Genomic DNA, 24438 nt, shown 5'->3' with positions numbered 1-24438 from the left:
GGTCCTTTACTCATGAATATAGAAATGGTATCCTGTCACGGATTTCCACTCTTTTCCAGCTTTTACGATCGGTGACGGGAAATGAGGCTTGTTGACTGCATCCGGGAAGTTCTGGGTCTCAAAGCAGAAAGCAGTTCTCGCATGGTAGAAAGCACCTGATTTTCCGTTCCCCTGCTCCAGCCAGTTTGCCGTATAGAACTGGCCCCCCGGCTGATCCGTATAGACATCCATGGCTCTTCCGCTTTCCTCGGAGAAGATCTGCGCGGAGAGGGCAAAATCACCGCGGACGTGGGAGAGGCACCAGTTATGATCATAGCCATGTCCCTGAACAAGCTGGTCGAAATCTTCATCGATCCGCTCTCCGATCACATGAAAGTCCGTAAAGTCCATCGGAGTTCCCTTTACCGGAAGAATCTCACCGGTCGGGATCGACGTCTCATCGGACGGAGTATAAAAATCGGCAAGGATCCGCGCCTGGTGCTCCAGGACAGAACCGCCATTGTTTCCAAGAAGGTTAAAGTATCCGTGATTTGTCAGGTTCACAGGCGTATCCGCATCGGAAAGAACGCGGTAAGTCAGTGTCAGCATATCCTCGTCAGTCAGCGTGTAGGTGACGGATACGATGGCGTTTCCCGGATAGCCCTGATCCCCGTCCGGACTTAAGAGTGTAAAAGTGACGCTGTTTTCCGACTCTTCCTTCGCATTCCAGAGTCTTGCGTCGTAGTAATCAAGACCGCTGTGGAGATTATTCGGACCGTTATTGATCGCCAGTGTGTATTCGGTCCCGTTCAGGGAAAATCTTCCTTTTCCGGTGCGGTTTGCGATACGACCGACGACGGAACCGAAGTGCGGACCGTTCTTTAAATAACCGGCAGCATCGTCAAACCCCAGCATCACATCGTCCATAACCCCGTTTTTGTCCGGAACGATCATGCGGACCCAGACAGCCCCCAGATCTGTGACGGATGCCATCAGCCCGTTTTTATTTTTGATCGTGTAGAGGCTTACTTCTCTTCCATCCGGCATCTCCCCAAAATGCTCTTTTGTTACTGACATGATAATACCTCCTCTGCGTAAAAAGAGCCCGCGAAAAAGCGGGCCCCTTGTTTTTATTTTGCTGTGATATATCCCTGCTTTGTGAGAAGCTCTGCGCAGAGGACTGCTCCGCCTGCAGCGCCGCGGACTGTATTGTGGGACAGACCGATGAACTTCCAGTCGTAGACGGTATCTTCTCTTAAACGTCCGATGGATACGCCCATTCCGTTCTCGAAATCGACATCCAGCTTAACCTGCGGACGATTGTCCTCTTCCATGTACTGGATGAACTGCTTCGGTGCGCTCGGAAGCTCTAACTCCTGCGGAAGTCCCTTGAAGCTTACGAGTTTTTCGATGAGCTGTTCTTTAGATGCTTTCTTTCTGAACTTTACAAATACAGCAGCTGTATGACCGTTTAATACCGGCACACGGACGCACTGGCATGTGATCACCGGCTCTTTTGCCTTTACGATCACGCCGCCCTCTAAGTGGCCCCAGATCCTGAGCGGCTCCTGCTCGCTCTTCTCTTCCTCGCCGCCGATGTACGGGATCACGTTCTCGACCATCTCAGGCCAGTCCTTGAAGGTCTTTCCTGCTCCGGAGATCGCCTGGTATGTAGTAGCGACTACTTCATACGGCTCAAACTCTCTCCATGCACTGAGGGCCGGAGTGTAGCTCTGGATCGAGCAGTTCGGTTTTACCGCGATGAATCCGCGTGTTGTGCCGAGTCTCTGCTTCTGGAATTTGATCACGTCAAAGTGCTCCGGGTTGATCTCCGGGATCACCATCGGAACATCCGGTGTCCAGCGGTGAGCGCTGTTGTTGGATACAACCGGTGTCTCTGTCTTTGCGTAAGCTTCCTCGATCGCACGGATCTCTTCTTTTGTCATATCAACGGCGCTGAATACGAAATCAACGGTCCTTGATACGGCATCAACGTCGTTTACATTCATAACGACTAAATTTTTTACTTTTTCCGGCATCGGAGTCGTCATTTTCCAACGGCCTCCAACAGCCTCCTCATATGTCTTTCCTGCAGAACGCGGGCTGGCAGCCACGGTCGTCACTTCAAACCATGGGTGGTTTTCAAGGAGAGAGATAAATCTCTGTCCTACCATACCTGTTGCTCCAAGGATACCAACTCTAAGTTTCTTTTCCATCACACATATCTCCTCATCTTTGCCTGACAGTCATCTTCAGTTGACGGCTTGCCATTTTTCCACCCGTCACGGACATATGTCTCCATGTACGCAACATTCGTGTTGATGTCTATCCTAACTCAAAATGACAAAAAATGCAAGCATTAAATGACCTCAAGCGCTACGCGGATCATATCTGCAAAGGAAGTCTCGCGTTCCTCGGCGGTCGTCTTCTCTCCTGTCACCATGGAATCGGATACGGTCATGATGGAGAGGGCCCGCGCTTTTCCGAGGGCAGCGTTCGCGTAGAGAGCAGCTGTCTCCATCTCCACTGCGAGAACTCCCATATCGGCGAACTGGAGTCCGTCATGCTTTTTCTTTTCCGGCTCATAGAAAAGATCCGATGTGAGGACATTTCCTACATGGTAAGGAAGATTTTCCTGCTCCGCATTGAAGACTGCCTTGATCAGAAGACCAAAGTCTGCGATCGGAGCGAAGTCTCCCGGAAGTCCGAATTCCTTCACATAGTTTGTCTGTGTGCACGCGCCCATGGCGAATACGAGATCACGGATATGAACATCTTCGGAGATCGCTCCTGTCGTGCCTACACGGATCAGTTTCTTTACTCCGTATCCCTCGATGAGCTCGTGGGTGTAAATTCCGATCGACGGGCATCCCATTCCCGTTCCCATGACGGAAACAGGTTTATCACGGTAAAATCCGGTATAACCGAACATATTTCTTGTGGCATTAAACTGTCTTGCTCCTGCAAGGAAATTCTCAGCGATAAATTTTGCACGGAGCGGATCGCCCGGAAGTAAGATGGAAGGTGCGATCTCGCCTTCTTTTGCTGCGATATGAGGTGTTGGTACGTTCATGGTAGTTCCTCCTTTTTTTATCGAATGCTATTCCTATATATTATATTATAACCGAACTTTCGTCCCTTTTCCATCCCTCTTTGCGGCTTTTAACCGTCCGAGGGCAACTTCTTTTCCTTTATAGTGAGCAGTTCCGTCGACATCCGGCAGATAGACATGTTCCAGCGTATCTTCCTTTTCGAGACGGATCCCGCGAACGCCGCGGCTGTTCTTTTTAAGTTCCGGGATCTCCGCGAGCGGGAATTTTAAGAACATTCCATCCACAGTCTGGAGAACCACATCTCGCTCCCCGTCGACTTCCGTGCCGATTTCCCGGATCTCCACAAGTTTATCATCTTCGGCGAGCTTCGTTGCGACAACGGTCTTGTTTGCCGTCATAAACTCCTCACCGGGAACGATCTTTACGGATGCCTGGGATGTCGCGAACAGGAACTTTTTCCCTGCAAGGCCGGAAGCCGGAAGCATAAAGAGAAGTGTCTCCGTCTTGCCGTCAAATTTGCTGACATTCTCGATAGGGATTCCTTTATCCTTCATTTTGAGCGCAGGGAACTCGGCGACTTTCACCTGATACATGGTTCCGGTATCAGAGAACATGCAGAGTTTATCATCTGTCATCACCGGGAGGACGCGGACATTCTCGCTGTCCACCGTTTCCTGGTTTCTCTCATAGATGGAGCGGTCCATCGTCTTGCAGTAGCCGAAGCGGTCCATAACGAAGATCACTTCCTTCGCTGCTTCCTTCGCCTCCACATAGACCATCTCCTCGCCGTCCTCGATGAGTGTTCTTCTCGGCTCTGCGAACTCTGCCTTGATCGCATCGAGATCTTCCTTGATGACAACGTCCATGTTTTTCTGGTTGGAGAGGATATGCTGATATTCCCGGATCTTCCGCAGGGTCTCTTTATACGATTTCTGGAGTGCAAGGATCTCGAGGCCGATCAGCTTATAGAGGCGCATCTCGAGGATCGCTGTCGCCTGGCGCTCGGTAAAGTGAAGATTCTTTGCATCCTCCTCAAAGCCCGGCACACGGAATCTGATCTTTTCGGTATTTCCCGTCATCAGGCATTCCTTCGCGTCCTTCATGTTCTTTGAGCCGCGGAGTACGGCGATGATCAGGTCGATCACGTCGCAGGCCTCGATGAGACCTTCCTGAACCTCTTTCTTCTCCAGTTCCTTTTCGAGGAGCACATTGTACTTCTTCGTCATATTCCGGTACTGGAATTCCAGGAACGTATTTAAGATCTGTTTGAGGTTCATCGTCTCCGGGCGTCCCTCATCGATCGCCAGCATATTGACGCCGTAAGTGTCCTCCAGCTTCGTCTTCTTGTAGAGGATCGCCTTGATCTTATTGACATCGGCGTCCTTCTTGAGCTCCAGGACGATTCGGATGCCTTCTTTGTTTGACTGGTTCGAGATGTCCACCACATCGGTGAGTTTTCTCGTCTCCACGAGATCGGCGATATCGACGAGCAGTTTGTTGATCCCGGCGCCGATCATCGTGTATGGGATCTCTGTGATCACGAGCTTGTCGCGGTCCGCTTTTCTTCTTCCGAGCTCCACCTCGATCTTTCCGCGGAGCTTGATCTTTCCGGTCCCGGTTTCATAGATCTGTAAAAGATCGCTCTTGTTCGCGATAATACCTCCGGTCGGGAAATCCGGTCCCGGCATATATTCCATCAGTTCTTCCACGGTGAGAAGGCGGTTGTCGATATACGCCTTCACCGCATCGATCACTTCGCCCAGATTGTGGGTTGGGATGCTGGTGCTCATTCCGACTGCGATTCCCTCCGCGCCGTTTACGAGAAGGTTCGGCACACGGACCGGAAGGACTTCCGGCTCTTTTTCCGTCTCATCGTAGTTCGAGACGAAATCCACGGTCTTATCAAGATCTTTTAAATAAACTTCTTCCGCGAACTTCTTTAAGCGCGCCTCAGTGTATCGCATGGCTGCAGCGCCGTCACCTTCGATCGAGCCGAAGTTTCCGTGACCATCCACCAGCGCCATTCCTTTTTTGAAATCCTGGGATAATACGACTAACGTCTCATAGATCGAGCTGTCACCGTGCGGATGATATTTACCCATCGTATCGCCGACGATACGGGCCGATTTCCGGTGCGGCTTGTCGTGGTCCAGATGGAGCTCGCTCATATCATAGAGAACTCGGCGCTGTACCGGCTTTAAACCGTCCCTGGCATCCGGGATCGCTCGTGAGGTGATGACGCTCATGGAGTAGTCCAGATAGCTCTTCTGCATCTCCTCCGAATATTCAGTTCGCAATATTTTTTCAGACATGGTAACTTCTCCTTTTATGCGTCGATCTCCGCCTCATCGGCATGATCATAGATAAATTTCTTTCTCGGCGGGACATCGCTTCCCATCAGAAGCTCCGTCACCTCACTCGCCATACGGGCATCTTCGATCTCCACCCGCTTTAAGACACGGTTTTCCGGGTTTAAAGTCGTCTCCCAGAGCTGATCCGCGTCCATCTCACCGAGACCTTTGTAGCGTTGAAGCGTAAAGTCCCCGGAATGGCTCCTTCTGTACTCTTCTAACGCCTTGTCATCGTACAGATAGCGCTCTTCCCCGCGCTTCGGAACGACCTTGTAGAGCGGCGGCATCGCGATATAAACGTGACCGTCGTAGATCAGCTCCGGCATAAAGCGGTAGAGGAACGTCAGGAGCAGGGTGTCGATATGGCTTCCGTCCACATCGGCATCGGTCATCAGGACGATCTTATCATATTTCAGTTTTGTGATATCAAAGTCATTTCCATAACCTTCAGAAAATCCGCAGCCGAACGCGTTGATCATCGTCTTGATCTCGGCGTTTGCCAGAACCTTGTCCATCGATGCCTTTTCCACGTTTAAGATCTTTCCGCGGATCGGCAGGATCGCCTGAAACTGACGGTTTCTTCCCATCTTTGCGGAACCGCCGGCGGAATCTCCCTCGACGATGAAGATCTCACATTTCGACGGATCACGGCTCTCGCAGTTTGCAAGTTTTCCGTTGCTGTCGAAGGAGAACTTTGACTTGGAGAGCATGTTTGTCTTTGCTTTTTCCTCCGCTTTCCGGATCTTCGCGGATTTTTCTGCACAGGCGATGATCGCTTTTAAGGTGTCAAGGTTACGGTCAAAGAAGCGCTCCAGCTCCTCCCCTGTCATCGTGAACACGGCCTTTGTCGCATCGGCACTGGCAAGTTTTGTCTTTGTCTGTCCCTCAAAGATCGGATCCGGGTGTTTTACGGCGACAACGGCCGTCATGCCGTTTCTCGTGTCAGCACCGGTAAAGTTGCTGTCTTTCTCCTTTAAGATGCCGAGTTCCCTCGCGTAGGAGTTGATCAGCTGGGTAAATTTCGTCTTAAAGCCCACCAGGTGGGACCCGCCCTCCTGGGTAAAGATGTTGTTGCAGAATCCGAGGATATTCTCCTCAAAGGCGTCCACAAACTGGAATGCGACTTCCACTTCGATCTGGTCTACACTGCCCTTAAAATATACCGGCTCGTGGATCGGTTCTTTTCCGTTGTTCAGTTCACGGACATAAGCGACGATCCCGTCAGGCTCATGGTAAGTTACGCTTTCCTCTTCGCCCGCACGTTTATTTACATAGTGAAGGATCAGCTTCGGGTTTAAGTATGCAGATTCATGAAGGCGGCTCTTCAGCCACTCCGCCTTGAATTTTGTCTTCTCAAAGATCGTTGGATCCGGCAGGAAGTTGATCTCCGTTCCCGTCTCCTTCGATTTTCCTATCACCGGAAGAAGACCGTCCTTCAGCTCAACGACCGGATGCCCTTTCTCATATTCATCATAATATACTTTTCCATCTCTGGAAATTTTGACCTTCATCCGTTCCGACAGAGCGTTTACAACAGAAGAACCGACGCCGTGAAGTCCGCCGCTGGTCTTATAGGAATTATTGTCGAATTTTCCGCCCGCGTGAAGAGTTGAGAGGACCACGCGCTCTGCGGAGACGCCTTTTTTGTGCATTTCCACCGGGATCCCGCGGCCGTTGTCTTTTACGGTACAGGATCCGTCCGCCTCCAGCGTTACCGTGATCTCTGTACAGAATCCGGCCAGGTGCTCGTCCACCGCATTGTCGACGATTTCGTATATCAAATGGTTTAAGCCCTTAGTTCCAACGCCTCCGATGTACATTCCGGGACGTTTGCGGACTGCCTCCAGTCCTTCCAGTACGGTGATACTGTCAGCATTATACTGTGCTTTCGCCATGTAAAGACCTCCAATTATAAGTCATAAACTGCGGCAGAGAGCATTTCCCCGCCGCAGTTTCATTTTTATTTTCGTGGCCGCTGCATAATGCTCCGGCCATGTTTTGTAGTCAGCTTTTCCTATTATACACTCAAAACTTCCAGAATTGCAAGTGTTTTCTATCGAACATATATTCGAAAAACAGATGAAAACACGCTTCGCGGGTTTCCCCTTGTTATCGCGACAGTCGCCAGGGTCTCGCGCAAGCGCGGACTTTGGCTCGCTGTTCGCGTAAATAAAAAGCCTGCGGAAGATCCCCCACAGGCTGATGTACTGAAATTTATACTCCACCGAACCGGAGTACGATCCCGATCACAGCGGAAGCCGCGATGAACGCTACCGGGTGAAGTCCTTTTGTTTTTTTACAGATCGCGGTGAAATAGTAGAGCACCACGAGAAGGACGATGCTGCGGATACTGATCAGGTCTGTGATCTTTCCGCTCGCCGCGAAGGCGTCTTTATGAAGAAGGACCAAGGAAAGGACGGAAAGTCCTGCCGCCGCGATCAGGCCTGTGGAGGCCGGGCGGAGACCGTAAAAGGCGTTCTGGACATATTTGTTTGTCTTAAATGCCTTTAAGAAGCCGGCAATGATCAGGATCACGATGATCGACGGTGTGATCAGACCGAGTGTGGCAATGACTGCGCCGACCGGTCCGGCCGTTGTAAAGCCGACATAGGTTGCCATGTTGACGCCCATCGGTCCCGGTGTGGACTCGGAGATCGCCACCATATCGGCAAGCTGTCCGTAAGTGAACCATCCGGTCTTGTCGGAGATATTATAGAGGAACGGCAGTGTCGCCATTCCGCCGCCGATCGCGAAGAGTCCGGCTTTGAAAAATTCGAAGAATAATCGGATCAGGATCATCATTTGGAAGCCACCTCCTTATTCTTCAGGATAATTCCAACAACCGCCGCAAAAATTACAAATACGATCGGGGAAAGATCTGTCAGCGCGGAGCCGAGGATCACGAGCACGCAGATCACAAGTGTCGGCTTATCGACGACCGCTTTTTTCCAGAGCTTTACGACCGCATTGAAGATCAGGACGCAGACACAGACACGGATCCCCGCGAAAGCGTTCTGGACGATCGCAAGGTGTGCGAAGTTCTGGATAAACGCTGCGATGACCGTGATGATGATCAGGGACGGGAATACAACTCCCAGGGTTGCAACAATACCGCCGATCGGACCTGCGAGTCCCTGACCGACGAAAGTCGCTGTATTTACCGCGATAACGCCCGGAGTACACTGTCCGATCGCGTAATAGTCCATAAGTTCTTCTTCCGTTGTCCATTTTTTTTTCTCAACGACTTCTCTCTGGAGGATTGGAAGCATCGCATATCCGCCGCCAAAGGTAAGACCGCCGATTCTGGCAAACGTAAGGAAGAGATCGAGTAATCGATTCATGTTTTTCTCTCCTTTATTTTCAAAGTTATGTATTATAATAGCTCAAACAAGAAAAAAAGGCAAGGAAAAGGTAGATTCTCTCTCCTTTTCCTTGCCTTCTGACCTGAAAAATTCTCAGAAACTTTGCAAAACAAGTCTCTTCCGCATTACTGAAGATCTTTTTCCGGGATCATTCCGTTTAAAAGATTCAAAACGACATTATTGTCGACCACCATGATCATGTTGGAACCGTCAAGCTGGATATAACGGTATGTCTGATCTGGATTTGCATAGGTTCCGACATAGACTGTGAGAGATTTCTTCTCTCCGTTTACCGTAAGCTCTGCCTGGAAGGTGTTGCGCGTATCCGTCGTCAGGTCTGCATTTGTAAGTTCCTGACTCAGGATATGATAGCTCGCATAATCAAATGCCTTGAGGTTGTTGATCCCGTCTGCGATCTTCGTCATCGCTTCCGTATCGGAGCTGCTGATGGTCGTTGTCTTTCCATCCATTGTGATGGAGACACTCTGAATATCCGATGGGGAGATCTGAAGATCAAGACCGTCACGGACAACAAGTGTAGAGTAATCGAATACCAGGGAATCCACGGTGGCAGCCTTTATCGTGTAGATCTTCTTTTCATCGGAAAGGTAATAATTGCCATCGGCGTCCTGATTTCCGATATCCATGGTGATTGCTCCTTTTTCTCCATCTGTGATCGTAACCGTATATGCCGGTTCGCTCAGCCCGTAAGAAGAAAGATCACTGCCGTCTGCATCCGCGATCTCGGAAACTGCGTGGAGATTTAAGAAGTTCCGGGCCATCGCATCAAATTTATCCTGATTGATCGGGATCGCGGAATCCATGGCATCCAGCCATACTCCGTCCTTCTTTTTAAAGATCATGTCGGTGTCCGCACTGGAATAATCGAAGTCGATCGGTGCATTTAAGGAATATACCTCGATATCAGCGCCGGAAAAGTCAGGTTCCACGGTCTCATCACGGATCTCAGCGATTTCCACCTTTGGAGAGCCGGATTCTTTTGTGCCGGAAGAAGAACAGCCGGTAATGCTTGCAGAAAGTGCTGCAGTCAGGAGCAGTGCTCCTAATAATACATGTTTTTTCATATTTTGTAATCCTCTCATCGTTAATTGTTGGCAAAGCTTTATTTGTGCCAACTATAGCACACCACTGTGTACTTTTTGTGAATTTGCCATACCTTTTCTTTCCACAGCGGCAATATCCCTGATCACGCGGTCCCATGCGGATCATTTCTGCTCTATCTGTGATCAGATTTCCTCCGCCGCCGGAACCTCCCGCAAAAAGTGGATCCGGTCCGAGACCTCTTCCCCGAACGCAGTCGTGTAGATATCCAGATATTCCTCATAGGAGCACGGCATTCCGTTCGACAGCATCTCCATCTCGGTTCCCCAGAGATCGATATCGTAGGGCAGCATCGTGAACCCATTCCGGAGATAGAACTTCTTCCGGCGTGTACGAAGGAAAAGTTCCTCCTCATCCACACATTTTGTACTCTCGATCTCAATGATGAGCCGCATGCCCTGATATTTCCCGCGAAGTGCCCTAAGTGCTGCGGATCCCACGCCATGTCCGCGCGCCTGATCAGCGATCGCAAAATAATCGAGCAGGACGCGGTCTCCCGCTTTCGCCATGATGGCGAGACCGAGAAATCCGTTATTCTCCTCGATCGCCAGGATCTCGACAAGTCCTGTCTCCTGACCGGCGGTGATCATGGAAAACGGCTTTTTCTCACATGCCGGGAAGGCGGTCTCATAGAGTGCATGGACCTCCTCCAGGCGCTTTCCTGAAAATACCTGTTTCAGTTCGATCATCATAGATTCTTTCCTCTTACTTTCAATCGTCGTTGCCGCCCGGCACCATTGGGTCCAGGCGGTTTATTTTTCGTTTTCTCCGCTCTCGAACATCAGGCGGAACAGGCGTTTTCCGCCCTCCGTCCGGAAATTCCGGATAAATACGTTTTTCTGCATATCCGGCGTGGAGCCGTCCTCAAAGAGATTGACAAGGAAGTCCGCCTCCACGAGGATCTGGTAATCCATTCCGTCAATGTTGTCGTAGGTATGGTGGTGTCCCACGAGATAGCAGACGCGGTCAATGACCTCCTGCGGCCAGGAAAGCGCCGTGAGCATCGTCCGTGCCTCTCCCGGACCTTCCATCTCCTGATATTTTCCGGTATTCCGTCCATATTTCTCTTCTGCCTTGTGAATTCCGATATCATGAACGATCGCTGCGGCCTCCAGGACCTCCTGGGTGTATGGATCGAGGTTCTCCGCGAGACCGATCAGTCTCGCAAACTCATGCACCTTTAAAAAGTGCTGGATCCGTCGTACATCCTTATCGTCATAGCGTGTCATTTCATATAAGAGTTCATCAAGTCTCGTCATGTGTGTCATTCTCCTCTTTTTCTATAAATTCAGCTTCTCGTACTTCTCTTCCATAAACCGGTCAAGCCGCTTTCTCAGTTCCCGGTTTTCTTCCTCTTCCAGGTTCTCATCCCTCGCCAGAAGCCGGTTCACATCCTCGGACACCTTTTTCAGTGTCACGGCATCCGTATAGATATCCGCCAGCTGGAATTCGAGATCGCCGCTCTGGCGGATCCCGAAGAGATCCCCCGGACCCCTGAGTTTGAGATCCTCGGAAGCGATGTAAAAGCCGTCGTTGGATTTATTTAGGACCTCCAGACGCCGGTTCTTCTCCTTGTTTCCGGACGCGTTGACCATGATGCAGTAGGACTGCTTGTCTCCGCGCCCGACGCGCCCCCTAAGCTGGTGGAGCTGTGCAAGACCGAACCGTTCGGCATTCTCGATCATCATCACCGTTGCGTTCGGCACATTGACGCCGACCTCGATAACGGTGGTGGAGACTAGGACCTGGATATTCCCTGCGGCAAATTCTTCCATGATCTTATTCTTCTCTTTTCCCTTCATCTTTCCGTGGAGGTATTCGACCCGGATCCCCGGCAGATTTTCCCTTAAAATCTTCGTGTAGTCCAGGACATTCTCCGCCTCGATCATCTCGCTCTCCTCCACCATCGGGCAGATCACGTATGCCTGGCGCCCATTTTTTACCTCGTTTTCGATAAAACGGTAGGCGCGCGGGCGGTAGCTCTTGTCGACCACGCAGTTTTTGATCGGGAGACGGTTCGCCGGAAGTTCATCAATTACAGAAATGTCGAGATCCCCGTACAGGATGATCGCCAGGGTCCTCGGGATTGGCGTCGCGCTCATGACGAGCACATGCGGCAACTGTCCCTTGCTTCCAAACATTTCCCGCTGGGCGACGCCGAAACGGTGCTGCTCATCCGTGATGACGAGCGCCAGATTGTCATAGACGACCTTCTCCTGGATCAGGGCATGCGTGCCGATGATGATATCTGCTTCGTGCGAAGCAACCTTTTCGTAGGCAAGCCGTTTTTCCTTTGCCGTCATGGATCCGGTGATGAGCACCACTTCCTTTTCGACTCCATGTGCGGCAAACAATTCCGCCACAGACTCATAGTGCTGTCTCGCGAGGACTTCAGTCGGGACCATCAGCGCGCCCTGATACCCATTTTCACAGACCGCCAGGAGTGCCAGGACCGCGATGATCGTCTTGCCGGAACCAACGTCTCCCTGGATCAGGCGGTTCATGACGGAGCCGCTCTTTAAGTCTCCCAGCACCTCCTCCAGGGTCCTCAGCTGAGCATTCGTGAGCCTGTACGGCAGATCTTTCAGGAGTCTTCTGCATTCTTCCTGCTTTTCTACATGAAACGGGCTCCGGATGTTCTGGCGTTTTTCCTTTAAATGGCGCACAGCCAGAAGAAAGAAGAAGAACTCGTCATAGACGAGCCGCTTTCTCGCAAATCTCAGGTCTTCCTCGTTTGCCGGAAAGTGGATGTGCTCGATCGCAAAATTATACTCCGCAAGTTCGTTGGAGATCCTTAAGCTGGCCGGAAGATAATCCCTCTCCAGGGTGCGGATCGCGAGCGCCTGTTCGACTGCGGAGGTGATCGTCTTATTTCCAAGACCTTTTGTCTGTGCATAGACCGGGCGCATGCTGGATAAAAGTTCCTCATATGCCTCCGGTTTAAACATCTGGGGCTGTTCCATTGTGAGACCGTTCTTCTTCCGGATCACACGTCCGCGGAAAATAAAGTGACTGTCCGGACGGAGCGTATTTTTCAGGTACGGCATATGATACCAGACAAGGCGCAGTTTCCCTGTCATGTCGCTGATCGTCGCCTGGACGATCGAGAGCCCATTGATATGGACGCCGGTCGCTCCGCTCTTTAAAAAGCCCTCTACAGCGCCGGTCTCATCCTCGGAGAGCTCGCCGATCGCCTTCGGCTCCCCGTACGTGTCATATCCCTTCGGATAGTAATGGAGCAGGTCATCGATGGTGCGGATCCCGACTTTCTCAAAAAGTTTTGCTGTTTTTTCTCCGATCCCTTTTAAGGTCTCTATGGACTGGTCGTTTGCCATCGGTTTCATGCTCCTTTCTCATTTCTTCTGGCCTCATATCTGCATGCCAGGATCCGCCGCGGACTATTCCTTTCAACCGGGCGGCAACGGAAAAAGCTGCCTCGTCAGGTCTCTTGACCAAAAGGAGCAGCTTTTTCTGTCGTTGTACATATGTCGGGAAATACAGGATCGTACAGAAACACTCTGAGCGGTTCCTGCAATTTCCGGGACACTTTTCTGCTTACTCTACAGAGAGCAGGTAATAATAGATCGGCTGACCGCCGTCGTTTAATTCCACTTCACAGTTCGGGAATGCTTCCTGCGCCTTCTTTACGAGCGCTTCGGCCTTCTCTTCCGTTACATCTTCGCCGTAGTAGACGCTGATGAGTTCTGATTCATCATCCACCATGCGTTTTAAGGTTTCAAGAACCGTCTCCTCCACATCCTGACCGACTGCCAGCATGCCGGAATCGCCGATTCCCATGATATCGCCCTCGTGGATCTCCATTCCGTCAATGTTTGTATTACGGACTGCGTAGGTGATCTGGCCGGTACGGATATGTCCCATCTCAGCAGTCATGTTCTCAAGGTTCTCTTCCGGAGAAAGATCCGGGAGGAAGTTGATGAGAGCTGCGATTCCCTGCGGTACGGTCTTTGACGGAACGACGAAGATCTTCTTATCTTCCACAAGACTCTTTGCCTGCTCTGCGGCAAGAATGATGTTCTTGTTGTTCGGAAGGATATAGATCACGTCAGCGTTGACCTTATCGATGGCATTTAACATATCTTCGGTACTCGGGTTCATCGTCTGGCCGCCCTCGATCAGATAGTCGGCACCGATCCCCTTAAAGATCTCGCCGAGACCTTCGCCGATGGAGACAGCGATAAATCCGTATGGCTTTCTCGGCTCATCGGCAGCCGGAGCTTCTTCTTTTGCCTCCGCCGGGGCATCCGGTGTCTGGGCAACGTTCGACGCGTTCTGGATCAGACGCTCGTGGTGTTCCTCGCGCATATTGTCGATTTTCATTCTGGAAAGGGAACCGTAGGTTAAGCCTTTCTCGAACGCGAGACCCGGATGGTTCGTGTGAACATGGACTTTGATGATATCGTCATCGGAGACAACGACAACACAGTCACCGATGGATTCCAGATATCCTTTAAACTTCTGCTCTTCCTCCATATCGTACGGTTTTTCCACGTTTACGATGAACTCAGTGCAGTAGCCGTATTTAATATCCGATGTGGAAAGATCATCACTTCCTGCAGCCACCTTCGGCTTTGCGGATCCTTCATTTCCGGAGGCCGGAGCGACCGCATCAAACGGGATCCCTTTTCCTAAAAGACCGTCAAGACCGCCTTTCATGACCTGCATCAGACCCTGTCCGCCGGAGTCAACTACACCCGCCTGTTTTAATACCGGGAGCATCTCCGGAGTCTGGCTTAATACATAGTCACCTTCCTCGATCACCTGGGTCAGGAAGTCGATCACATCGTCAGTCTGTGTCGCAAGATCAACGGCCTTTTCTGCCATTCCCTTTGCAACTGTTAAGATCGTACCTTCCTTCGGCTTCATAACTGCTTTATAAGCAGTCTCAGTCGCGCGGGTAAACGCGTTTGCCAGAGTTGTCACGGTAATCTCATTGGATTCCTTGATCTCCTTTGTAAAGCCGCGGAATAACTGGGATAAGATAACGCCGGAGTTACCGCGGGCGCCTCTTAAGGAACCGGATGAGAGGGCTTTCGCGATGGATTCCATTGTCGGATTTTCGATCGCTGCCACTTCTCTCGCAGCCGCCATGATCGTCATGGTCATATTCGTGCCCGTATCTCCGTCCGGAACCGGGAATACGTTTAATTCGTTAATCCATTCTTTTTTTGCCTCAAGGCCTTTCGCTGCGGCCAGAACCGCTTTCTGTAAGAGAGCGGCATCTACGGACTTTAATTCCATGGATTTTACTTCCTCCTTAATCTATCACTCGAACGCCTTCAACAAAGATATTGATCTTTTCAACCGGCATTCCCGTGAACTCTTCTACTTTGTATTTCACACTCTCGATCAGGTTATCCGCTACGGTCGAGATGCTGACGCCATAGGATACGATTACGTGGAAGTCGATTTCAATTGCATTATCATTGATCGTAACATTGATTCCGTGAGTCAGGCTTTCTCTCTTTAAAAGCTTTACCAGACCGTCTTTCATACTTACTGCAGCCATTCCCACGATTCCAAAGCATTCTACCGCTGTCGTGCCGGCATAAAGAGCGATAACATCGGTGTCGATCTGGATCTGTCCCATTTTATTGTTAATACATCCCTTCATACGCTAAGCCTCCATTCCTACTGATTATAAGCGCCGTATCCTGATATCAAGGCGCAAAAGTTCCTTTCTTATTGAACTTTGATAACCTTAATATACCATATCCCGTTTTCTCTGTCCATGGGATTCCACCTATTTTTCAAAAAAATGTGAAATTTTTAAAAATTTTGCTTGCAAAATACGCAATCTTCTGCTATGATATCCATGTTATGGATTTTTGCATCCAACCGTATGAATGATTAAGGAGGTGGAATCATGGCTAAATGTGCTATTTGCGAAAAGGCGGCTCACTTTGGTAATGGAGTAAGCCATTCCCATAGAAGATCCAATAAAATCTGGAACGCGAATGTAAAATCTGTAAAGGTTAAGGTTAACGGCGGCTCCCGCAAGATGTATGTATGCACTTCCTGCTTAAGATCCGGTCTCGTTGAGAGAGCTTAATCCTCCTTTTACAAGATAGGGAAATGAAATGAAGGCATCCTCATGTGAGGGTGCCTTTTTCATGTGCCCGCATATTTTTTTATTCAGATCTGAATTCCCAACAGAACGATTCAGATACCTTTTCCAATAAAATTCCCGACCAGCTCTCCAAGCAGCGAAGCGACCATAAGGGCCACTACTCCTCCCACGAAAATTTTTTTCGAGATCCGCTTTGGTTCCGGCCCGTAAAACAGGGCAAAAATCAGTGAGATCATCACGATTCCCGGGAGTCTCAGTTGATCTGACAGCCAGGGAATATCCGCTAAAAGCTTCGAAACAATGATCGCTATCACGCAGAACCATCCATCACCCTCAAAAATTGGTCCCATAAAAGTCCTCCTCTCCATCTTTATACTTCCGTGTTGTAACTATTCAGTACCTTCATAGTTACACGCAAAAATCCATTCCAAATCAGCTTCGCTGATGGGATTTTTGCCCTCCAGCCTATGTTTTCTTACGGTCAGCGCAGCAAGTGCGCAGACCTACTGAACAGTTACTCCGTGTTTACATTATATCAAAAACATTCCTATATATCAAACGTCTGCTCTGCGTCTTGATAAAAAATTTTGGCACACCTGCTCATCACGAAAGTAACAAGAATGCGGTGTGCCGTTTTTTCGACTCCTTTGCCCGAAAAATCAGAATTGAAGATCCGGCATCACTCATCTGTCCTGTTTTACCCGCAAAACAGATTATATCCCACGATCATAAGCGCTGCCGCCGTAATCACAAGAAAAAAGGTTGTCGGCAATATCAAGGCCCAGGTCATACCGAAACCTACGCAGAACAGCATAAGACCGCATAATCGCTTCATACCCATTCTCCCTAAACAAGATAGGGAATCGAAATAAAGGCATTCTCAAATGAGGGTGCCTTTATTTTTCGTATCTATAAAACTTCTGTGAGCATCTATTATTAGTAGCTCGATCTTTTTATTCATTCTTTACCAGTATTCGCGACTTTCCATCGCAAAACCTATTATATTATCCGAAGGATATATGATATACTCTTGTTTCTGCACTCATATCCGAGTTATTGTCAGGCATTCCCTTACTTTTCTTTTTTTGCTTGGAGCATTAACGGAAATATTTCTATGCAGTATACTAATAACGGAAATATTTCACACATTTTCGTTGGAAATCCTTTATAATATAATAATAAACATGCTATCGATACACCAAAAGTGAAAAACAGAAGTTTTCTTTGATATTGTAGAAGTTCTATCCATAAAAAAAGCGCTATTATTATTATAGTTGCCATATAACCACTAGGAATATCCTTATCTAAATATAGCATATATGGAATTATTGTACCAAATAATATTAGAAAATACGAAAACCATTTAGTACGATTTGCATATATCCGTTTCCATATCATCGTCTGTATAATTTCTTGAAGCAATACAATTATAATTCTCGTTATTGTGAACTTTGTTTTTGCAAGCAAGAAATGGACAATGGGTGTGATTATTAATAAAAAAAGCATGTATCTCCTTCTTAATTAGATTTAGAAAAACTGATTTTTGCTTTAATAGCCTTCATAGAAAACTAATATCATATCAGCAAAACAGATCTCAATAGGAATAAATAATTTTGCGATATTAGCAGTTAGCATAAGCGTTTTAATTAATAGTATATTTAAAATATGAAGAGTCTGTCACATATCCCAAAAACCAAAATCCACCATCAGAATAAGATGGATCAGACTCCCACACCTCTTTGCATTTATAACGAAAAGTCATTGTAACCACGTCATCACTAGCAGCTACGTCAATCAGTGCTTTTATAGATGCCGCACATTTGCTGTTGTGTCTTTTCATAAACACGTCCTCCTTTATCTTTTTCATCTATATAACGGTCAAATGAGACTTTAGGGACATGTCAATTACAATAATTTATATTTTCCACAATTTTGAATACTTCATTAAATGGAAGTTCTGTGACAACGCTTATCAGCCATTCCCCTTCCTTAATCACACACATTCGGACTCCATCTTTTTCCCAATATAATACATTTTTCTCTCCGATCATACATGACTTTATTTCTGAATTCTCCGTATTATAATTATTTGACCCATTCCCAGGTGAAACTTGTATTGTAATACTGGTATTTTCTGAATTTTTATATCTGAATTTTTTCATTAATGGGAGATTGCTCTGATATACCAATTGATATCCATCTGGAATATAGTTAATCTGGAAAGAACCTAAATTATTCCCTTCCTCTATGACATGCTTATTTTGTATACCTTCCAACCCGATTTTAGAATACTTCGGATATGTCTCCACGATCCATTCCAAAATTTTTCCACGAAATTCCGCATTTGTGACCATTGCTGTTGAAAATCCGAGAGAAATCGCAAGAAAAACAGCTGCAGCCCGCAAAATTCCACGAAATAAATGATCTGTCGGTTGTTGTGTAATATGAATTTTCCGTAATTGTTTTCTGAAACGTCTAGAATACACATGTTGGATATCCTCTGTTGTATTTATCTCAGCCATTAGCTTTGTCAGTGATATTGTGCATATCTGAGAAATGCTTTCTGGACATGCAAATATTTCTGGAGTACTTGTCCATTTTTGAAGGTAATTCAACATACTAATCCGCATTCCATGAGCATACGGAATCATGAGAATTTCATTAATCTGCGAGTCATCTAAGTGAAAAGCATAATAAAGATGAAATACAGCCTGTTCCGGGAATGGGAGTGCAAGAATTTTATTTGCTGCCTTATCCAAAATGTTTTTTCTAATTTCCCCTTCGTCAATCAATTTACTTTCTTTTGACATCACATTTTTGTAATTATCTAGACTCTTATCAGCTTGTGCCCACTCTTGATTCAATCTTTCTCGACAAACTTCTCTTAAAATACTTGTCACTTTTTACCTCTCAATTTCTTCCAGTTTTTTCTTCAGTTTTTTTATTGCCCGCTGGCTCCTCTTTTTAGCTGTCTCTTCCGAGATTCCCATCAGCACTGCGATATCTTTTAATGACATGTTACGACCAAATCGAAACATAAGAAGTGTTCGATCATTTTCTTCTAAATGTTCTAATGCCACCGCCAACTGCTCCTTCTTGAATTTTTCAAAGAAAGCTTCTTCTACTCCAGAATCCGTCCTTGTTTCATAAAACTCTTCCACCGGAATCATCTTTTTCTTCTTACGAAGAATATCATAGGATGCATTCTTTGCAATAATAACACTATAGGGAATCTGGTCGCGGCGTGGTAACTGGCTGATTTTTTCAAAATGTTCCATTATATTTAAAAATGCCTGTGCAACAGCGTCTTCCGCGTCTGTTTCTGATTGAAGCAACTGATAAGAAACTTTATATAAAAGGGTGTGATTTTCATTAAATAATTGTTCGATCCAAACCTGCTCATCTTCTGAAAAGGTGCATAATACTAAGAATAGCATAAATCCATCTCCTGTGCTTCTTGTTATTTATTTAATATATAAGGTGCAGTGCATTCAACAAGGGACAATATTTTGTTTGGTTTTTATGTCGACAAAAATAAGAATCTAATACTAACGGGCTTAATATTTTTACCCACAAAACAGATTATACCCCACGATCATCAGCGCCGCCGCCGTGAGTACAAGGAAAAATGTCGTCGGCAGCACTAACGCCCAGGTCATACCGAAACCTACGCAGAACAGCATAAGACCGCATAATCGCTTCATACCCATTCTCCCAAAAAGGAATGTCTATGACAGATTATGCGGTCTTTTAGATAATGATTCGCAACAGTTCTGTATCTTTCCAGTAATCATGAATTTCACGAGTTCACGAGTGAATTTTCTTTACCAGACAGCGTTTCTTATAGAAAGAAATTCCATAGCAGAGAACCTGATCATAGCTGTCTTCAAACTCTTTTGCATACATGCGTTCATCGATCTGGCGCAATGCCGTTTCACAGCTTTCTTCCATTTTCTCAAGTGCGGCAGAACACTTAACCTCAAAGACAGCGAGCCGTCCGTTTTCCGAATCGCATACGATCACATCACTCCGTCCCTCACCGTGTTCTCGGTTGGATTCCACCATATACCCCGCACCGGCGAAGATTCCAGCAAGGAATGCATGATAAAAATCTTCTTTATAATCATGATAGCTGATGGTCATTCTCAACAGCGTGCTCATCTCACGCGTCAAAAGTTCACTGTCACCATTCCATACTGCATGGAACAGAGTTCTTCGGTCAGTTCCTTTCGCTTTGTCCTGAAACCACTTTACGACAGTCGACTCGAAGATCTCCCGGATCTCCGCGTTCGGAATCATAAGGCTTCTTTGTCATAATCATTTACATTTTTGCTGTCCAGAAGGTCTGTATATTTTCGAAATAATTCAGCAATCGTTGCTTCCAACATTCCGTAGGCACTATCGAAAGTCAGGCCATCCACATCTTTAAACGAAAGGAAGATCGTCGGACACTGATTCATCCATTTCTGACAGAGCGCCGAAGCATTCATGATCCCCAGTCCCTGAAACAATACCGCACTGTCTTTTCGGATACTAAAGAAATTTTCCAGAGTACTCATCCCCAATGTCTTTCCGAATCTCCTTGGACGGGTAATCAGTGTCACTTTTACTGCCTGAGCTTTTAATACCTCGGCAATAAGGCCTGTCTTATCGACATAATAATATCCATTCTGCCGGATCTCAGCAAAATCAGAAATTCCTACCGGGATATTTAAATGTGTCACGCTTATTCCCTCCTCTCATACCCCGAAATCGTTAAAACCATTTTATCATAAATGGCGTTCAGATACAACAATTCCCCGGATCGCTCCGAGGAATCCTAAAATGAAAATTAAAATTCCACTTCTCCAAAGGGCGGTGGAGTTTACTCTTGCACAGTTGATATTTACTCATGCATACTGATATGATACTTTAATCGTCCTTCTGACAGCAGTAGAAGGAGTTTGACTATGAGTAAATATATCCCAGGCAACCAGAAGCATCTCACCATAGAGGATCGTATCTATATCCAGAATGAACTGGATAAGGGTACATCCTTTAAAGATATTGCCCGCTTTCTCTGTAAGGACCCTACTACGATTTCAAAAGAAGTGAAGGCCAGAAGAGCCTCCGATTGGTTTCACAAAGGGACTTTTCTTAATGCGAAGAACTTCTGTACCAAGCGTTTCCGTTGTAAGAAAACGAATGCCTGCAATAAGATCCTTCTTTGCGGCGTTAAATGTGCTTCCTGTCCCACCTGTAACCAGACCTGTCCGGATTTTCAAAAAGAATGCTGCAGCAAACTTGATCGGGCTCCCTACGTCTGCAATGGATGCAGTAAAAAGATCAATCATTGTACGATTGCCCACAAATATACCTACAATGCCAGGTTCGCTGATCGGAAATACCGGGAGTGTCTCAAGGATTCCAGGTCCGGAATCGCTATGACCAGACAGGAACTCCACAAAAAGGATAAGATCATCACTCCTCTGATCGATCAGGGCCAGTCTCCTTACCAGATCGTTGCAAACCATCCGGAATTGAATCTTTCCGTCCGCAGCGTTTACAACTACCTTGATATGGGACTTCTGACTGCCAGAAACGTTGATCTGAAACGTAAAGTGAAGTTTAAACCCAGAAAAGTCCATAAATCACAGATATCTGACCGCCGTGTCTTTAATGGCAGAACTTACGCTGATTTTCAACAGTTGCACCTGGAATCTTTTGTAGAGATGGACACCGTCCACTCCGCTGTTGGTTCCTCTAAAACACTGCTTACCTTCTTTTTTACAAGGGAAAAGCTGTTTCTTGCGTTCCTCATGAACCGGAATACGGAAGGATCTGTACGACTCGTTTTGGACCGTTTAGAAAAGCGTTTTGGTACCTTCGATTTCCTGACTCTGTTTGAATATATCCTCACCGACAGAGGCGCTGAATTCGGTGATCCTGATTCTCTCGAAACCGGTGTTACCGGTATCCAGAGAACCAACATTTATTACTGTGATCCCATGAGAAGCGGACAGAAAGGCGGCATTGAACAGGCACACACCATGCTCCGCATGATACTGCCGAAACGAACTACCTTTGAATTCCTGACTCAATGGGATGTGAATCTAATCACCAGCCACATCAACTCAACACCGCGGGAGAGTTTGAATGGGCGTACACCGTATGATGTCGCCCTGGAGGCTTTTGGGGAAGACGTCTTAAAAGCATTTCAGCTTAGGCGTATTGACCCTGACAAAGTCATCTTAACACCTAAGCTGATCCGCTATAACCACTAACCCATGAAGAAATCTGCTGTCAGACTGGAAGTAAACTTTTCACATTTTTCAAATGTGGCTGGTGGAATTTAGTCGTGCACACCGACCTCCAGCAGCTTGTTTGCCATACAGAAAAACAGAAAATTTCGCCATAGATTACTTGTATTATAGCATAGATTCCGCTTTTCTTCTTAAAAATCACTAGATTATAAGCAACTTTTAAAAGAGCGGTGGAATTTACTTTTGCACTGGAATTTACTTTTTCAAGTCAGCCGCTCCGAGGAATTGTGTTCATTTCTCTTTCTCCATCTCAGCTGCCATCTTCTCCGCTTTTGCCGCCGCGTCCGGAGTAATATCATTGCCGCCGGTGAAGCGGTTTACGATATCCGGGACCATGTCGAGGACTTTGGTGACTGCATCCTGATGTTTGATATTTACGAGCTTTGTCATGCCGTTCTGGATCACGAGGATGGCACTGGGGCTCATCTTCGCGCTCATACCGCCGCCGCCATTTGTCTTTGCGGACTGGGCAAAGGAACCGGCTGCCATGCCGCAGGTCACGTCCACAAGCGGAATGATCGTCGTGTTCTCATCCACCTTCACAGGCTCGCCCACAACGGTTTTCGATGTAATGAAATGATCCATCCCCTTAAACAGTGCGTCCACGGTAGATGGAAACTGATTTTCTGCCATACCGATTCCTCCTAAATCTATGCTTTTTTCGTCCCAGAATCTCTTTTCCTCAAGAAACGAAGTAATCTTCTGAAATCTTTACTGATAAACAGTCTTGCTGCCGTCCAGAGCGGATACCACAGGGCGATCCGCCCCTTAAAATGAAGTTCTCCGTCAAGCGCCGTTCCGGTGAAATCCGGCTCCAGAGTCAGTGTTCTCGCGTATAAGCCATAAAACGGACTGACCACCGTAAGAACCTGCCCCGTATCGTAGGGATCATCGAAACCGAAGTGAATCCGTCCCTGCACCTTTTTCGGAAGAACGTAGCGGACAAGTTTTTTTGCGCGCTTCCAGACAAGGCGAAACGCCTTCTGGTTCTGCCCGTCGTGCCAGAACATCGAGATGCTGTTCCAGGTCTTTTCCAGAGAAATTTTCTTCTTTGATATCCCGTCAGCCAGCTTTCGGATCTTTCCGGGCAGTTCCCGGATTCTATTCCAAAGAGTTCTGGCTTTTTTTATAAGTCGAGCCAATTTTTCTTTGATCTTCGCACCGAAACAGTTCTTAACCTCCTCCACGCGCTCCTCTTTCACAACGGGTTCCTTAAAATTTTCCTTTGAGGAGTTTTTTAAAGCATCCGCCGGCAGTACGCTGGGAGAAGAAGATTCATTCGATTCTGAAATAAGCTCCGTTGCATGGACAACAAGTTCATCATCTTCCGCAGGGACAGCCGTCCTGTCATCCCCGGCAGTTTTTTTCTCTTCCGCTTTCGATGTCTCCGCAACTGTTTCCAAAGGTATTTCCTGCTGCTCGTTTTCAGTTAAAACAGATACCTCTGTGTTTCTGATTTCAGAATCATTTTCTGACAGTACCGGTGTTTTTTCAAATTCCGCAAAAACCGGCTCCGTTTCTGATTTTGTTTTTTGTTCTTCCTCATCCTCCGGCGGCCACAATCTCACATCAAACAGCTTAAACCACAGCACCCGCCCGGATACATCCGCGTGTTCGTGATAACTCACCCGGATCCGCACGAGATGTAGAAGCCAGCTCACTGCCGCCTCCCCGTCCGGTTTTCCTTCGAAGGAGACATCCGCCCGGTATCGCACCGGGACGAACAGGATCAGCAATACCGCAGCGAGGATCAGTCCAAGGATCACTAACAGGATGACTCCGATGACCTTTAAGATCATCAGCAAAATATGGATCACTCGCAGCACCCCTTTCCGAAAAGAAAGGAGTTCACATCATACCCGCCGGTCTTTTTGTAGACCTCACAGATGATCCGCCCCGCAAGCGCCGCCGCATCCTCAAAATCCGCAGCGATCCCTACGATCAGAAGATCCTGCTTTTCATAGTAAGGAAGCTTTAATGTCAGCGCCGGATAGATATCTAAAAGGTTCCGCTCCCCAGCCGCCGGAGTCAGGACATAAAAGCCCATTGGTCTTCCATTTCGGACCGCCTGGATCGTTTCGTATCTGTGCTTTTTCGCTTGTTCCCCGACATACAGTTTTTCATACCAGCGCATGATTCACCTGCTCATCCCTTAATATTTATGACCAGGTCACGCCT

The 24438-nt window shown here is 47.5% G+C and carries 26 protein-coding genes; 2 read left to right on the top strand and 24 right to left on the bottom strand.

The window, feature by feature from the left end; translation table 11 throughout:
• Positions 1-6: 6 nt before the first annotated feature.
• The 13 genes from ACI3EW_RS08330 to ACI3EW_RS08270 form a co-directional block, all read right to left on the bottom strand.
• A complete protein-coding gene (locus ACI3EW_RS08330) occupies positions 7-1056 on the bottom strand; it encodes an aldose epimerase family protein (RefSeq protein ID WP_405579279.1) in 1050 nt (349 codons plus the stop codon).
• Positions 1057-1109: 53 nt separating this feature from the next.
• A complete protein-coding gene (gene asd / locus ACI3EW_RS08325; protein WP_118532727.1) occupies positions 1110-2195 on the bottom strand; it encodes an aspartate-semialdehyde dehydrogenase in 1086 nt (361 codons plus the stop codon).
• A 143-nt stretch (positions 2196-2338) separates the two neighbouring features.
• Entirely contained in the window at positions 2339-3052 is a 714-nt protein-coding gene (deoD, locus tag ACI3EW_RS08320) for a purine-nucleoside phosphorylase (protein WP_118298161.1), read from the bottom strand.
• A 45-nt stretch (positions 3053-3097) separates the two neighbouring features.
• Positions 3098-5344, bottom strand: coding sequence for a DNA gyrase/topoisomerase IV subunit A (locus ACI3EW_RS08315; RefSeq protein WP_118532731.1), 2247 nt, complete (start codon positions 5342-5344; stop codon positions 3098-3100).
• Positions 5345-5358: 14 nt separating this feature from the next.
• Positions 5359-7278 carry a DNA gyrase/topoisomerase IV subunit B gene (locus ACI3EW_RS08310; RefSeq protein WP_118298159.1) on the bottom strand — a complete coding sequence of 640 codons (1920 nt, stop codon included), beginning with the start codon at positions 7276-7278 and terminating at the stop codon, positions 5359-5361.
• 319 nt (positions 7279-7597) lie between these two features.
• On the bottom strand, positions 7598-8182 hold the full coding sequence (locus ACI3EW_RS08305; RefSeq protein ID WP_118321109.1) for a chromate transporter: 585 nt from the start codon (positions 8180-8182) through the stop codon (positions 7598-7600).
• A complete protein-coding gene (locus ACI3EW_RS08300) occupies positions 8182-8724 on the bottom strand; it encodes a chromate transporter (protein WP_118298157.1) in 543 nt (180 codons plus the stop codon). Before ACI3EW_RS08300 ends, ACI3EW_RS08305 begins: the two co-directional genes overlap by 1 nt.
• Before the next feature lie 146 nt (positions 8725-8870).
• Positions 8871-9830, bottom strand: a complete 960-nt coding sequence (locus ACI3EW_RS08295; protein WP_182426842.1) for a DUF4340 domain-containing protein — start codon at positions 9828-9830, stop codon at positions 8871-8873.
• A gap of 162 nt (positions 9831-9992) precedes the next feature.
• A complete protein-coding gene (locus ACI3EW_RS08290) occupies positions 9993-10559 on the bottom strand; it encodes a GNAT family N-acetyltransferase (protein ID WP_118532735.1) in 567 nt (188 codons plus the stop codon).
• Between the two features lie 60 nt (positions 10560-10619).
• Entirely contained in the window at positions 10620-11126 is a 507-nt protein-coding gene (locus tag ACI3EW_RS08285) for an HD domain-containing protein (RefSeq protein ID WP_118298154.1), read from the bottom strand.
• Positions 11127-11147: 21 nt separating this feature from the next.
• The gene (gene recG / locus ACI3EW_RS08280) at positions 11148-13211 is read right to left on the bottom strand and encodes an ATP-dependent DNA helicase RecG (protein WP_483879999.1); all 2064 of its coding nucleotides are present in this window, start codon (positions 13209-13211) and stop codon (positions 11148-11150) included.
• 211 nt (positions 13212-13422) lie between these two features.
• Positions 13423-15129 (bottom strand): DAK2 domain-containing protein, encoded by a 1707-nt coding sequence (locus ACI3EW_RS08275; protein WP_118514091.1) that lies wholly within the window; start codon positions 15127-15129, stop codon positions 13423-13425.
• A gap of 16 nt (positions 15130-15145) precedes the next feature.
• The gene (locus tag ACI3EW_RS08270) at positions 15146-15502 is read right to left on the bottom strand and encodes an Asp23/Gls24 family envelope stress response protein (RefSeq protein ID WP_015554579.1); all 357 of its coding nucleotides are present in this window, start codon (positions 15500-15502) and stop codon (positions 15146-15148) included.
• A 252-nt stretch (positions 15503-15754) separates the two neighbouring features.
• Between ACI3EW_RS08270 and rpmB the strand changes: the two genes are divergently transcribed.
• Positions 15755-15940 (top strand): 50S ribosomal protein L28, encoded by a 186-nt coding sequence (rpmB, locus tag ACI3EW_RS08265; RefSeq protein WP_015554580.1) that lies wholly within the window; start codon positions 15755-15757, stop codon positions 15938-15940.
• A 110-nt stretch (positions 15941-16050) separates the two neighbouring features.
• Here rpmB and ACI3EW_RS08260 read toward each other — a convergent pair whose 3' ends face one another.
• The 8 genes from ACI3EW_RS08260 to ACI3EW_RS08225 form a co-directional block, all read right to left on the bottom strand.
• On the bottom strand, positions 16051-16308 hold the full coding sequence (locus ACI3EW_RS08260; RefSeq protein ID WP_118532737.1) for a hypothetical protein: 258 nt from the start codon (positions 16306-16308) through the stop codon (positions 16051-16053).
• A 347-nt stretch (positions 16309-16655) separates the two neighbouring features.
• Positions 16656-16793, bottom strand: coding sequence for a hypothetical protein (locus tag ACI3EW_RS08255; protein ID WP_021904979.1), 138 nt, complete (start codon positions 16791-16793; stop codon positions 16656-16658).
• A gap of 807 nt (positions 16794-17600) precedes the next feature.
• The gene (locus tag ACI3EW_RS08250; RefSeq protein ID WP_118532741.1) at positions 17601-17798 is read right to left on the bottom strand and encodes a hypothetical protein; all 198 of its coding nucleotides are present in this window, start codon (positions 17796-17798) and stop codon (positions 17601-17603) included.
• A gap of 61 nt (positions 17799-17859) precedes the next feature.
• Positions 17860-18858 carry a DUF4367 domain-containing protein gene (locus tag ACI3EW_RS08245; protein ID WP_147352741.1) on the bottom strand — a complete coding sequence of 333 codons (999 nt, stop codon included), beginning with the start codon at positions 18856-18858 and terminating at the stop codon, positions 17860-17862.
• A gap of 3 nt (positions 18859-18861) precedes the next feature.
• Positions 18862-19395, bottom strand: coding sequence for an RNA polymerase sigma factor (locus tag ACI3EW_RS08240; RefSeq protein WP_117469642.1), 534 nt, complete (start codon positions 19393-19395; stop codon positions 18862-18864).
• Between the two features lie 129 nt (positions 19396-19524).
• Entirely contained in the window at positions 19525-19662 is a 138-nt protein-coding gene (locus ACI3EW_RS08235; RefSeq protein ID WP_166462275.1) for a hypothetical protein, read from the bottom strand.
• Between the two features lie 103 nt (positions 19663-19765).
• Positions 19766-20257, bottom strand: a complete 492-nt coding sequence (locus ACI3EW_RS08230; RefSeq protein WP_346011214.1) for a PD-(D/E)XK nuclease domain-containing protein — start codon at positions 20255-20257, stop codon at positions 19766-19768.
• Complete coding sequence (locus ACI3EW_RS08225; protein ID WP_346011213.1) at positions 20254-20682, bottom strand: AAA family ATPase; 429 nt, start codon at positions 20680-20682, stop codon at positions 20254-20256. Before ACI3EW_RS08225 ends, ACI3EW_RS08230 begins: the two co-directional genes overlap by 4 nt.
• Positions 20683-20907: 225 nt before the next feature.
• On the opposite strand from ACI3EW_RS08225, the gene ACI3EW_RS08220 reads away from it, so the two are divergent.
• Positions 20908-22221, top strand: coding sequence for an IS30 family transposase (locus ACI3EW_RS08220; protein ID WP_405578622.1), 1314 nt, complete (start codon positions 20908-20910; stop codon positions 22219-22221).
• Positions 22222-22491: 270 nt separating this feature from the next.
• Here the strand turns inward: ACI3EW_RS08220 and ACI3EW_RS08215 are convergent, their stop codons facing one another.
• From ACI3EW_RS08215 to ACI3EW_RS08205, 3 genes are read right to left on the bottom strand one after another with little or no spacing between them, the layout of a single operon-like run.
• Positions 22492-22893 carry a GerW family sporulation protein gene (locus ACI3EW_RS08215; protein ID WP_015554583.1) on the bottom strand — a complete coding sequence of 134 codons (402 nt, stop codon included), beginning with the start codon at positions 22891-22893 and terminating at the stop codon, positions 22492-22494.
• A gap of 17 nt (positions 22894-22910) precedes the next feature.
• Positions 22911-24077 carry a hypothetical protein gene (locus ACI3EW_RS08210; protein ID WP_118532745.1) on the bottom strand — a complete coding sequence of 389 codons (1167 nt, stop codon included), beginning with the start codon at positions 24075-24077 and terminating at the stop codon, positions 22911-22913.
• Positions 24074-24394: a hypothetical protein gene (locus ACI3EW_RS08205; RefSeq protein WP_118532747.1), complete on the bottom strand. Its 321-nt coding sequence runs from the start codon at positions 24392-24394 to the stop codon at positions 24074-24076. The genes ACI3EW_RS08210 and ACI3EW_RS08205 overlap by 4 nt, the downstream gene beginning before the upstream one ends.
• Between the last annotated feature and the right edge of the window lie 44 nt (positions 24395-24438).

It is taken from the genome of Pilosibacter rotomagensis (genome assembly GCF_045062245.2).
GTDB lineage: Bacteria > Bacillota > Clostridia > Lachnospirales > Lachnospiraceae > Pilosibacter.
Note: the sequence above shows the minus strand (reverse complement) of the source record. Positions and strands in the feature narration are given on the sequence as shown.